This window comes from Paenibacillus sp. FSL P4-0081 (assembly GCF_000758565.1).
Lineage (GTDB): Bacteria > Bacillota > Bacilli > Paenibacillales > Paenibacillaceae > Paenibacillus_AQ > Paenibacillus_AQ phytohabitans.
Map to the genome: position 1 here is coordinate 4120470 of NZ_CP009280.1, position 12216 is coordinate 4132685.

Annotated in this window: 13 protein-coding genes and 1 pseudogene; 11 read left to right on the forward strand and 3 right to left on the reverse strand. The window is 47.5% G+C overall.

Annotated features, from left to right (window positions below; genetic code table 11):
* The first annotated feature begins 344 nt into the window (after nucleotides 1–344).
* Nucleotides 345–1211: a S66 family peptidase gene (locus tag P40081_RS17625; RefSeq protein ID WP_042137260.1), complete on the forward strand. Its 867-nt coding sequence runs from the start codon at nucleotides 345–347 to the stop codon at nucleotides 1209–1211.
* An 89-nt stretch (nucleotides 1212–1300) separates the two neighbouring features.
* On the opposite strand, the pseudogene P40081_RS40055 reads toward P40081_RS17625, so the two are convergent.
* A pseudogene (locus P40081_RS40055) lies at nucleotides 1301–1858 on the reverse strand (transposase); the annotation flags it as partial.
* Between the two features lie 333 nt (nucleotides 1859–2191).
* Between P40081_RS40055 and P40081_RS17635 the strand changes: the two are divergent.
* A complete protein-coding gene (locus tag P40081_RS17635; protein WP_042137265.1) occupies nucleotides 2192–2581 on the forward strand; it encodes a DUF5071 domain-containing protein in 390 nt (129 codons plus the stop codon).
* Between the two features lie 19 nt (nucleotides 2582–2600).
* Here P40081_RS17635 and P40081_RS17640 read toward each other — a convergent pair whose 3' ends face one another.
* Entirely contained in the window at nucleotides 2601–4028 is a 1428-nt protein-coding gene (locus P40081_RS17640) for an aldehyde dehydrogenase family protein (protein WP_042137267.1), read from the reverse strand.
* Nucleotides 4029–4201: 173 nt separating this feature from the next.
* Between P40081_RS17640 and P40081_RS17645 the strand changes: the two genes are divergently transcribed.
* From P40081_RS17645 to P40081_RS17670, 6 genes are all read left to right on the forward strand, one after another.
* The gene (locus tag P40081_RS17645) at nucleotides 4202–4864 is read left to right on the forward strand and encodes a TetR/AcrR family transcriptional regulator (RefSeq protein WP_042137270.1); all 663 of its coding nucleotides are present in this window, start codon (nucleotides 4202–4204) and stop codon (nucleotides 4862–4864) included.
* Between the two features lie 9 nt (nucleotides 4865–4873).
* Nucleotides 4874–5218: a YojF family protein gene (locus P40081_RS17650; RefSeq protein WP_042137271.1), complete on the forward strand. Its 345-nt coding sequence runs from the start codon at nucleotides 4874–4876 to the stop codon at nucleotides 5216–5218.
* Nucleotides 5219–5256: 38 nt separating this feature from the next.
* Nucleotides 5257–5964, forward strand: a complete 708-nt coding sequence (bshB2, locus tag P40081_RS17655) for a bacillithiol biosynthesis deacetylase BshB2 (protein WP_042137272.1) — start codon at nucleotides 5257–5259, stop codon at nucleotides 5962–5964.
* Nucleotides 5965–6073: 109 nt separating this feature from the next.
* On the forward strand, nucleotides 6074–6616 hold the full coding sequence (locus P40081_RS17660) for a GNAT family N-acetyltransferase (protein WP_042137273.1): 543 nt from the start codon (nucleotides 6074–6076) through the stop codon (nucleotides 6614–6616).
* Between the two features lie 51 nt (nucleotides 6617–6667).
* Nucleotides 6668–6976, forward strand: a complete 309-nt coding sequence (locus P40081_RS17665; RefSeq protein ID WP_042137274.1) for a hypothetical protein — start codon at nucleotides 6668–6670, stop codon at nucleotides 6974–6976.
* Nucleotides 6977–7075: 99 nt separating this feature from the next.
* A complete protein-coding gene (locus P40081_RS17670) occupies nucleotides 7076–8407 on the forward strand; it encodes a serine hydrolase domain-containing protein (protein ID WP_052421870.1) in 1332 nt (443 codons plus the stop codon).
* An 82-nt stretch (nucleotides 8408–8489) separates the two neighbouring features.
* On the opposite strand, the gene P40081_RS17675 is transcribed toward P40081_RS17670, so the two are convergent.
* On the reverse strand, nucleotides 8490–9869 hold the full coding sequence (locus tag P40081_RS17675; protein ID WP_042137275.1) for an MFS transporter: 1380 nt from the start codon (nucleotides 9867–9869) through the stop codon (nucleotides 8490–8492).
* 113 nt (nucleotides 9870–9982) lie between these two features.
* Between P40081_RS17675 and P40081_RS17680 the strand changes: the two genes are divergently transcribed.
* The 3 genes from P40081_RS17680 to P40081_RS17690 are packed head-to-tail and all read left to right on the forward strand — an operon-like array spanning nucleotide 9983 to nucleotide 12076.
* Nucleotides 9983–10864 carry a LysR family transcriptional regulator gene (locus P40081_RS17680; RefSeq protein ID WP_042137276.1) on the forward strand — a complete coding sequence of 294 codons (882 nt, stop codon included), beginning with the start codon at nucleotides 9983–9985 and terminating at the stop codon, nucleotides 10862–10864.
* Nucleotides 10865–10879: 15 nt separating this feature from the next.
* On the forward strand, nucleotides 10880–11554 hold the full coding sequence (bshB2, locus tag P40081_RS17685) for a bacillithiol biosynthesis deacetylase BshB2 (protein ID WP_042137277.1): 675 nt from the start codon (nucleotides 10880–10882) through the stop codon (nucleotides 11552–11554).
* Nucleotides 11555–11602: 48 nt separating this feature from the next.
* Nucleotides 11603–12076: a MarR family transcriptional regulator gene (locus tag P40081_RS17690; protein ID WP_042137278.1), complete on the forward strand. Its 474-nt coding sequence runs from the start codon at nucleotides 11603–11605 to the stop codon at nucleotides 12074–12076.
* Nucleotides 12077–12216: the final 140 nt, after the last annotated feature.

Consider the following 12216-nt stretch of genomic DNA (forward strand, 5'->3'; position numbering starts at 1 on the left):
AATTATGTTTTGAGAATACTGGGAATTTTCATATCTCTTATATCCGAGAAGCGCTTGATAAATTAAGTGCTTTTCAAAATTTTTTCTCACATGGGATGTTGGTCACGATGCGAAGGCGGGTTTTGAAGAAGAATCAGTCTTCACACATTTTAAAGATCGTATAAGGCATATGCACCTTCATGATTGTAACGGTAAGTCAGACCATCAATCTTTATATACAGGAATCGTCCCTGTGAATAGCAGATTAAATTTTGCTCAAAAAAATGATTTGTCTGTGGTTATTGCCGAATCTGTAGCCAAAATCAAGAATTCAGAGTTTCTTAGTTAAGAAAGGAATTCAAAAGATGACCGCGAATTTAAAATTGACTAAAGGCGATAAAGTAGGCTTAATCGCTTGTTCAGATGGTGTGAGAGAAGAAAACTCACTTGAAGTAGAAGCCTTAATCAAGGTACTGAATTCTTTTGGACTTGAAGTAGTCGTTGCTAGTACATTGTTCAGAAGAGATGCCTATTTCAGTGGTGCTCCTAAGGTAAGAGCAGCGGAATTAAATCGACTATTTAATGATGATGAAATTATGGCTATTTTTGATATCTCAGGTGGAGATTCCGCCAACCAAATCTTACCGTACATAGATTACAATAGGATTCGAATGAATCCAAAGCCTTTTTTTGGAATGAGTGATTTGTCGGTAATTCTGAATGGATTATATACACTAGGCAATATAAATTCGTATCATTATCAGTTGATGAATCTGGTCTATTCTGATGGAAAAGAACAACAAAATGCTTTCTACCAATCCTTTTTCGAAGGTCATAATGATCTTTATGATTTCCAATATAAGTGGGTTCGTGGTAACCATATGAGTGGTATAGTTATCGGTGGAAACATTCGATGTTTTATGAAGTTGGCTGGGACTAGCTATTTTCCTGACCCTACTAATAAAATCATCCTCTTAGAGAGTTTAGGGGGAAGAGCGAATAAAATAGTCTCCCTAATCGCTCAACTTCAACAAGTTGGATATTTAGACAAGTGCGCGGGTTTGACCCTGGGATCTTTTACCGAACTGGAGCGTTACAATGAATTTTCTATCGTTGAAGAGTATGTTAAGGAGATTAGCGGATCGACCAAACTTCCAATTGTTAAGACAGACGAGATAGGGCATGGAAGTAACGGTAAGTGTATCGTAATAGGACAGGAGATTATCTTATAAGAACTTGATTCGAGGGTGATATGAAATGTTTTCAATATAGAATCTATAAATGAACAAAAACGATACAGAAAATTCCGATACCACTTAGGAACATTGAATCGCTCACAAACCGTATGAAACGGGATTTCCTTTTGGGCGCACTCGTAAACATACCTAAGTCGGTCTTGTTGGACCTGCTTTCGTACCATGCAAGCTAAAAGCGCCCATAAGCGGATAAACGCTTTCGCGGAACGAACTTGGTAGGTGTCAAAACCCAAGTTGTTTTTGGACTGGCGAAAGAAGATTTCGATAGGCCAGCGTTTGGCATAGTACGTGGCTATGGTTTCGGTTCCCAGGGAAATATCCGTGCAACAAAAGGCGCGCAAGGCTTTCGGTTCCCCAAAAGCCAGCTTCGGACAACAAAGTAAAACCACGGCGTCCTCGATTCCAGTCAGCGCTCCTTCGTAGCGATACATCCAGTTCGACGAACCGTTCACGATCACGAGGCGAACATCTGATTTTTGGATGTGCTTCGCGAAGTCTTGCACCGAAGTTCGGGTGCCTTGGGGATACAGAATCCGGTTGGTTTTCAGTGCTCCAATGAAGAGGTAGCCTGCAGCAGCGTAAGCATTGATCACGCGAGGGCAGGTAAACCAGAAATCTACCAAATATGAAACTAAGAATTCTGCAGGGACTGGTTAAATTTAAATTTCAACCTTTGTTCATACCCATGAATATAGTTGAGGCCTGAGTGAGTTAACTCACCTGAATTAGCATAACCGGCTTCGTGAATATGGGTCAGGGTAATCTTGAAATCTCTTTCGTCCATACCTATTTGATTGAAGCGGGGTTCCTTCTCTTCTTCAAGCAACTTCAGAATCTGATATACCGGGTCCGTACGTAGCAATTCATTCAGCTTCCTTCCTGTAAGCAATATGGCTTTAGCATATGCACAAGGAGGGATGTTGGTAACCAAATAATTCTAAGAAGGGGGCAAATAAATGAATGATTCGTTCACTCTATTGCCAAGAGACAAACACGATTTTGAACGGGTACACGATCTGAAGAAGCTGGATAAAAAGGACCTCATCCCATTCATCCCGGAGTTGTTACAATGGCTGCAGGATATAAACTGGCCGATAGCAAAAGAAGTGGCCAATTTGTTGCTGACGGTTCCTAAAGAGACGGTTCCATACATAGAGGAGGTTCTAAACGGAGGAGATGACATATGGAAGACATGGTGCCTAGAGTGTTATGTTAGCCAATTGCCTGAAGAATTCAGACATCCATTAGAGAAGCAGATTCAGCGAATAGCCTATAACCCAACCAAGGGTGAGGAACTTGAAGAAGTCCATATTACAGCAAGAGAATTGCTCAAGGATTTCAGCTGAATTCCTTGAGCAATTGTAATTATTGTATACCGTGGCCCGTAATCGTCTTCGTCTCCAGACATTCCGCAATACCATATTCCCCGTATTCTCTGCCAAGCCCGGACTGTTTGTAACCGCCGAAGGGGGCTTTCATTTCCGGGCTGGCACCATTAATGCTCACAACACCTGCAGCAATTCTGGAGGCAACCCGGTTGGCCTGATCCAGGTCCGCGGAATGCACATAGGCCCCAAGGCCATAGTTGGTGTTATTGGCGATAGCAATCGCTTCTTCCACGGTCTTATAGGTGAGAACCACTAATACGGGTCCGAAGATTTCCTCTCTGGCAATCGTCATGTCCTCCGTAACATTAACGAACAGGGTGGGTTTAACGAAATATCCATGTTCTAATCCCGCAGGCCGGCCGATACCTCCGGTCACCAATTCAGCACCTTCATCGATCCCCGTCTGAATATAACGCTGTACGTTCAGGAACTGCTTCTCCGTAACAATAGGGCCAAGCACCGTGTCTTCCTCCCAGGGATTGCCGATCTTCACTGCCCCGATAGCTGATTGTGCCAGCTGCTTCACTTCCTGGAGACGATGCTCCGGAACAAGAAGGCGTGTACCTGCTACGCAAGCCTGCCCATTATTCATAAATCCTTGAGCTACCGCTATTGGAATCACTTTGGTGTAATCGACATCATCCAGAATTATGTTTGGTGACTTACCGCCCAGTTCCAACGTAACCCGTTTCAGCGTTTCTGCTGCACCTTTCAGGATTTCTTTGCCGACACGGGTCGATCCGGTAAAAGAAATAAGCGCAACATCCGGATTGCGGGTGAATTCAGCACCCACGGTATGACCGTAACCATTCACGACATTAATGACTCCTTTCGGGAGTCCTGCATGGTGGAATGCTTCCGTAATTCTTTCGGTCTGCAGGGCACTAAGCTCACTCGGCTTGATGACAACCGTACATCCCGCAGCAATGGCAGCCGCAAGCTTCGCCGTGATTTGTGAATAACTTGCATTCCAGGGCGTAATGATCCCGACGACACCGGCAGGCTCAGAGACTACCTTGGCAGAAGCGATATAACGGACAAACTCAAAGTTGTCCAGCGCCTGCTTCGTATCGAGGAAATTAGCAGCAGCCAGCTTCACGCGGCCGATGGCTGATTTTGTCGGGGCGCCATATTCCATAATATTCGCTTCCGCCATTGCATCCATATTCGCCAGTACAGCATCATGCAGCCGCTGTAGCATTTCACTACGCTCTTCCACAGAAGTCTGAGAGAAGGTTGCAAAAGCTTCCTTAGCCGCAGCAATAGCCAGTCGGGCATCCTCTTCATTACCGAGTACAACCTGACCTATCACTTTTTGGGTAGCCGGGTTGATCAGCCGCTGAATCTCCTTCCCTTGCGGTTCGATATACTCGCCATTCACATACATGCGATCCAATGTAAACATGTAGACATTCTCCTGTTCTTAAGATGGGATAGTATGAAGACGAGGAAATAATATCACGATAAGTAATCAAAGTAAACAAATAAAGCATAAAGTGTCTACTAAGTATATTTTGTTTCTTGCTTTGTGATTTTCATGTATAATGGGTTCACTGGCCAACAGGAGGAAAAAACAGTATGTCCTTAGACCCAAAGAAGTCCCAGGCGCAAAGCAAGCTATTGAAAAAAATCATTCCAGCCGTTATGAAGGATGGCTTCCAGCAGCTGAAAATGGAAGAAATCGCGAAACTGATGGATGTCAGCCGTGCTACTATGTACAAGCATTTTTCCTCCAAAGAAGAGGTCATTGCCGGTGTGGTGTACATTTTTGTGGACTACATAGATCAATTAAAGCTTCCTTCCGTGCAGGTGGAGGGAGAATTATTCGGGGTTTCTTTTCAGCAGCTGTTTGAGCAGTCAGTTTCGCTCGCCGGTAAAATATCTGAGGTGTTCCTGAAGGAGCTGCAGAGCGCTTACCCGGAGCTGTCCGACAGCCTGAGGTCGGCATTATTGCAGCGCGAGCAGCAATCGCTGGAATTCTACCGCCATGGTATAGACAAAGGCATATTCCAGCCGCTCAACGAAAGGTTCATTCTGCTTCAAGATGAGCTGCTGCTGCGCGAGATTATGAATACGAAATATTTACTGCAGAATCAGACCTCCATTCAGCAGGTACTGACGGACTATTATCACTTCAAGAAAATCCAGCTGTTCCGCCCGGAGAAGATGGGGCTCATCGATGATCATCTGATCATTCCGGTCATTAATCATGTCGCAGAGAAATACAATCGTACACTGTAGGAGGACAATATGCAGCTAATTCACCCAAAAGATATCCAAACTCAAATCGACCGGTTCACCGGTCAGGACCTTTATATACACCTGGAGCTCACAACTGGTGCTTATGCCAGTCACATTGACAGTTCGCGTCCGCCGGGATCGGCGTTCATCAGTAATGCACTTATCCGCTACACGCACGGCTCGATTTCGGGAACAGGTCCTTACCGGGTCGGCCTGAAGACAGAGCAGGGCTGGATTTATGCCGAGGGGCTTACCCATGTGGATGAGAACGAAACTGAGCGGCTAATCCTGGCCGGACATGATAATCAAGGCAAGCTGATTGTGGCGCTGCAGCTTAGCCGGAACCCTTTTTAATGCAAATGGAGGATCAAGCAACCGTGAATAGCAGACCTATGGACAATAAGAAGATCTTAGTTGTACTTCCCCATCCCGATGATGAGGCGTACTTTGTATCCGGAACCTTGGCTATGTACATTGAAGAAGGGGCTGAGGTTACTTATGCTTGTCTGACACTCGGCGAGATGGGCCGCAACATGGGGGTTCCTTTAATCGCGAACCGGGTTACCCTGCCGGTGATCCGTAAGGATGAGCTCGCCGCGTCCTGTCAGGCAATAGGAATTCAAGACTTAAGAATGCTCGGCTTCCATGATAAAATGATCGAGTTCGAAGACCCGGATCTGCTGGATAGTCAGATTATGAAGCTGATTCAGGAGCTGGCTCCGTCGCTAGTCATTACCTTTTATCCGGGGTACAGCGTTCATCCTGATCATGATGCCACCGGCGCTGCTGTTATTCGCACCATTGCCCGGTTACCTCTGACAGAAAGGCCAGTTGTACATTGCTCCGCTTTCTCTAACAATCATGAGAAGATGATCGGGAAAGCGGATGTAACTATAGATGTGACCTCATTCCTCGCTGTGAAGATTAAGTCCATTCTATCGCACAGCTCTCAGTTCCAGGAGGACAAGCTTCTTGGCGGCCGTGATATAACAGATGATATTATCCGTAGCAAGTTCGGCACTGAACGCTTCTGGACCTATTCATTCGAGGAGCATGATACGACTAACCGGAATGGAGAATTGCTGTGTGCGCAGACATAAGTGCTAAGTACATAGAACAAGTTTCCGTTACCGAACCGGACTATATTGCCGTTAATCTCGAAGATGCAGTGAATTATGTGATGAATTTAGCTCGATAGGAGTGTTACTGATGGCAGAACAACAAGTGTACATACGGTTCCCTGAGGATACAGATGCTGTTGAGCTGACGGCGATGTACAAGCGCAACCGGGAGTTTTTTGAGAAACATTCGCCTGATGTACCTGAGGAGTTCTATACAGAAGAGTACCAGCGCGACAAGATTGCACAGTATAAGGAAGACAGGGCAGAGGACGAAAGATACGATTTTCTGGTATGTCACAAGGCAGATCACCGGATTATCGGCACCGTAGGGTTGTCTTTTGTGGTGCGGGGACCGCTGCAGAGCTGCATGATCGGGTACAGCCTGGATAAGGATTATAACGGAAAAGGCTACATGACTGAGGCTGTGAAGCAAGTAGTACACTATGCCTTCGAGGAGCTGAAGCTCCACCGGATCACAGGGGAAGCTTCCCCCGGTAATCCCGGATCAATCCGTGTGCTGGAGAATGCCGGGTTCCACAAGGAAGGAATTGCCCAGCGCAACGTGAAAATCAGGGGAGTATGGGAGGATCATCAGATTCTGGCCATTCTCAATCCGTCAGATCTTATCTAACAGAAGCAATGCAGTCATAGCATTCATAATCTTAATTCCGGAGGTTCATCTATGAGTCAGCGTTTGCGTATTACCCGTTCGATGCAGGAAGGCAATGCAGAGCAAGCCATTACATTGGAAGAGTGCACACAGTATTTTGCAGACAAACCCGATTTCTCGTACTCACAAGTCTTAACGGTAAAAGGACCCGAGAGCACGATGTCCATTGAGGGTGACTTTTTCATGTGGAGCTATGAAGGGATGGAGTTTCCTTTCCGGTTGTACATGGGAGATCTGTACGTAGCCCTTTCCACAGAAGCCATAGTTCCTGTAATGCTCGAGGTTGCCACCGCCCTGCGGGCTGACGTGGTTGAAGGGTAGCTTGGGGAAAGTTCAGGTTAATCTGTTTATTACACATTAAGTAACCCCGGGTGATGTTATATTTATCCAATGAGTACGGCACATTTAGGGGGCAATAGAATGAATACCTATCAGACGATCGAAAATGCGTTGCACGAGATGTTAACCGATTTTGTTGAGAATGGACCGTTTACGGGATTAGCTATAGGCATTGTTAAAGATAACGAGGTTATCTTCACAGGTGAGTATGGAGCAGCCAATGTGGCGACGGGTGAGCCAGTGGATAGCAGCACTTTATTTCATCAAGCCTCCGTCTCCAAAACATTCGTAGTTACAGCGGTTATGCAGCTGGTGGAACGCGGACAGGTAGAGCTGGATTCGCCCGTCAAGAACTATCTTCCTTATATCAAAATGGAGGATGAACGTTATCTTCAGATTACTGTAGGGCAGCTGCTCAACCATACCTCCGGCATGCCGGATGAAGAGGATTATGCCTGGGACCGGCCTGAATACGATGAAGAGAGTCTCGAACGGTACGTGAAAAGCGTCAGCCGTCACAAGCTGCTGAGCGAACCCGGCACTCATTTTGCTTATAGTAATATCGCTTATGAGATTCTGGGGGATTTGATCGCCAAGGTCAGCGGTCTGAGCTTTGAGCAGTATATGAATGAGCATATTCTTGAACCGGCGGGGATGACATCCAGTTCATTTCTGAAGCAGGAGGTGGAAAGTGCTCTGGCCGCTCCTCATGTGCTGAAGAATTCAGCAGGGTACGGCCCCGCCGTAAGTGAGGTGTTTCCATACAACAGGGCGCATGCCCCCAGTTCCACGCTGTATACCAATGCCCAAGATATGTGCCAATATTTGCTGATGCAGCTGAGCCAGGGGAAGGCCAAGGACCGGTATAACGCCTTACAGCCCGGCAGCTATGATCTGATGTGGAATCCTACTATGGCTACAGGCTGGGGCCCTGAGCATGAGCAGGTCGGGCTGGGCTGGTTCCTGGGTGAGTATAAAGGGTCCCGGATTCTCTCGCATTCCGGATGGGATACCGGCTTTCTGAGTGACCTGATCCTGTTCCCGGATGACAATATAGGCATCTCTATAATGACCAACTGTGACTATGTATGGCTTGGCAGTGCAACCTATCCAATTCTTGATCTGCTGCTGGGTTCGGATATTTGTCAGCTCAAGCAGTCGATGGCACATCTTGTTGCCGAAGCTGCTGTAACGAATGGAATCGATAAAGCACTTGAAGAATACCAGCGTATCAATAGTTTGGAGCAAGACAAGTATTATTCCGCAGATTTTGAATTTGTGCGTGTCTCCGATACCTTAAGCTGGAGGGGTCACCATGAAGAAGCTATCCGCGTTCTTACCTGTGCTGCCGCAATCTTCCCTGATAGTGAATCTGTTTCAGAAAGATTGAAGGGGCTTATGGCAGAAGCATAGACGTTTTGCAGATACTTAATAAGAACCTATCAAGGCTCCGCCGACAGTCAGAAGGACTGCGGAGGAGCCTTTTTATAAGATTCTATAGTTGCTGCACTGAATCCATACGCCGCCAGCCCATGTACACCAGAGACAGAGCAACAACGGTGAGGATGATCCCCAGTACCCGGAATCCACCGAAGCTGAACTGATTCCCCATCACGATGCCGATCAGCAACGAAGAGAGGATGGTCCCGAAGTATCTGGACGTACTGAATAATCCGGAGGATACGCCGATAATGTCTTTGGGGGAACTGTTGAACAAGGCGGCTTGCATCGCGACATTGTTCAATCCGTTACTGATTCCGAAGGCCGCCAGAGCGAGGCATATGCTGATCAACGGAGATGACGGATTCAACATCACGATCCATACTGACCCGAGTGTCATAAGGATTGCGGATACTACCATGGCTGGCCTTGGACCGGACACATCAATCCATTTCCCAGCCAGCGGAGAGACAACCAGTGAGCATAAACCCAGACTTAACATAAGAATTCCCGTGTGGAACTCGCTGACATGACGAACCAGCTGCAGGTAAGACGGCAAGCCGAAAAAGACAGAATAAAACAGAAGATTAACCAGCATGAACTGGAGATTGACCCAGGTCAGCGCCGGATAGCTCGCGAAAGTCCGCAGCGGAATAAAAGGTGACTTTGCGCTGAGCTCATGCCGCACGAAGAATGCAAGTAGAACAAGTCCGGCAAGTCCGGCTATAACATTGAATAAGGAGACATGTCCGGAGGATTTGGCAGACAGCAGTTGAGCTAGCAGGGCAACCAGACCTACAGAGAATAGCAGAATACCAGCTACATCCATACGGTTCATCCATTGGCGCATAGACAGCTTATTGGCAGCGGCCGCCAGCGGCTGGTCCTTAGGAATAGTCCTCCAGGCTAACACAAAGCTTGCCGTCACAAAGGGAACATTGATGAAGAAGATGGACGACCAGCCCCATAAGTGAATCAGTACCCCTCCGATAAAAGGCCCAATGGCTGCGGCTCCCGATGTGAACATAGACAGAACAGACAGTGCGGTAGCCTGCTTCTCCGTAATATGCACCCGTACAATAGCCATTCCTACCGCCACCACCATACTGGTTCCAACGGATTGAACAATCCGGAATACGATCAGCCACCCGAAGCCCGGGGCCAAAGGAGCTAATATAGAAGCAACGAAGACAATAACCAGCCCGGTAAGAAAGATGGTCCTGCGTCCGAATATATCACTGGCTTTGCCCATGACAGGTTGAGCAACCGCGCTGGCAATATAGAATGAGAAGATAATCCAGGAGACTACGGTGTAATCAAGCTGAAACTGATGCTGTAATCGTGGTATAGCCACAGAAACCATCGAAGAGTTGAGCGGGTTTAGCAGGATTCCCAGCCCGACGGATATCATTAACCACCAGCTGCGGGTATTCATTGTAATTTCCCCCTATCATTGCGTTAGGGATATCGTACTTGAATTGGATTATTTACTCCAACGCATTTTATGTTATGATTTCATAGACTTGAGGGAATGAATGGAGGCGGGTTATGGAACTTCTTCAATTGCAATATTTCATCGCAGTGGCCCGTTTGGAGCATATGACCGAGGCTGCGCTTACGTTGCATGTGACTCAGTCCTCACTCAGCAAGACCATCCAGCGCCTGGAAGAGGATCTTGGGGTTCCCCTGTTTGACCGGACCGGGAGGAAGCTGCGCTTAAATGAGTCCGGCAGCAGATTCCTTCCGCGTGCGGAGAAAGCCTTGTTTGAATTGGAACAGGGGAGGCAGGAGCTTAGAGATCTGTCCAGCCTGGAGCCGGATACACTTGAATTAGCCGTCACCACCGCAAGCACATTGCCTAATATCCTCCGGGAATTCCGCAAAAAGCTGCCGGCTGTCCATTTTCACGTACAAATGCTGTCCATGCAGGAGATGATTACCCTTCTTCGAAGGGGAGAGGTCGATTTCTGTTTGTCCTCACCTCCGGTATGGGGAGAAGAGATGGAGTGTCAAATCGTCTGCACCGACCCTATCTATGTTGCCGTTCCAGCGGGGCACCGTTTGGCAGGCCGCCAGAGCGTATCCCTAATAGAGCTCAAGGATGAATGGTTTGCCGGTGTCACAAGAGGCTACGGGATTCGTGATTTGGTGGACTCCGTATGCCAATCCGCAGGATTTACCCCAAAGTATGTGTATGAAGGGGATGAACCGGCAAGGCTCGTCGCCCTGGTGGAAGCCGGAATCGGCTTAGCCTTCATACCCGGCACGGCCAAGAATGCCCAGGATAATATAGTGTTGATCCCTGTTGAGGATCAGGGCCTGGTCAGGGAAATCGCCTTGTTATGGCATAAGAGCCGCTACATTTCACAGGCTGGACGGATATTCCGTGACGTCGTTATTGAATATTTTAATGGAAACAATGAAGAATGAAGGGGGCTGTGAGCCATGGATATTAATCAAGCTGAACATAAGCGCGTGCTAGTTGTATTTCCGCATCCCGATGATGAAGCCTTCGCAGCTGCAGGGACCCTGGCAAAGTACATAGACAGTGGTGCCGGGGTGACCTATGCCTGTCTGACCTTAGGGGAGATGGGACGGAACATGGGAGTCCCGCCATTCGCGAACCGGGTTACTTTGCCGGAGATCCGCAAGGAAGAATTGATAGCCTCCTGCCGTGCGATTGGCATACAAGATTTAAGAATGCTTGGTTTCCACGATAAAATGATCGAATTCGAAGACCCGCAGTTCCTGGATAATACACTGCTGGTACTGCTCGAGGAATTGACCCCGTCACTCGTCATTACCTTTTATCCCGGCTATAGTGTCCATCCCGATCACGATGCCACCGGAGCCGCTGTCATCCGGGCGGTCGGCAGGCTCCCGTCTGCGAAGCGGCCAATAGTTCACTGCATTGCGTTCTCCAGCAACCATGAGCAGATGATCGGCCCGGCGGATGTGAACGTAGACGTGACTGCATTCCTAGCGAAGAAAATGGCCTCGATTCAGGCCCACCGTTCGCAATATCAAGCGGCGGAGCTTGTGGGAAGCCGGGAGCTGACTGCGGAGGAGATTCAAACCCGGTTCGGACGGGAATCCTTTTGGACCTACCGGATGGAATAAGTGCTACAATAATAATGTTAATGCACTAAGGCGTCGGGAGGGCAGGCCATGAACAAAGAAGAACAGGTCCTGATGAATTTCAGGGATTTATTTAACAAGCTGAGCTGGCTGAATAAATCCAAGATGGAAGAGAGTCTTAAGGGGTACAAGCCCTCTGAGGTACATTGCATCGAATATATCGGGCAAAATGCGGATTCCAACGTGACCATACTTGCGGAGCATTTTTATATGACTAGAAGTGCTATAAGCAAAATAACCAAGAAGCTCATGGAAAAGGGCTATATCGAAAGCTACCAGAAGCCGGATAATAAGAAAGAAATCTATTTCAGGCTTACGAAGCAAGGGGAAGCGGTCAGCAAAGTCCATGAGGAGCTGCACCAGGAATTCCGCGAGCGGGATAAAGCTGTATTCGAGCAGGTAACAGAGGAGCAATATGACAACATGCTTGGCTTCATTGAGAAGTATAGCAGGCATTTGGATGCAGAAATCACAAAACTCGGTACAGATTTGAAATCGGAATGAATTGAATACTGATAATGAAACCTCAGGCAGCCGGGCTCTTTCGAGAACGGTTGTCTTTTTATTGCATTTTTGTTGACGAGGAAACAAAAATGCAGTAGGATGATTATGTTTCCTAGGAAACATAATCATGACGTTTGAGG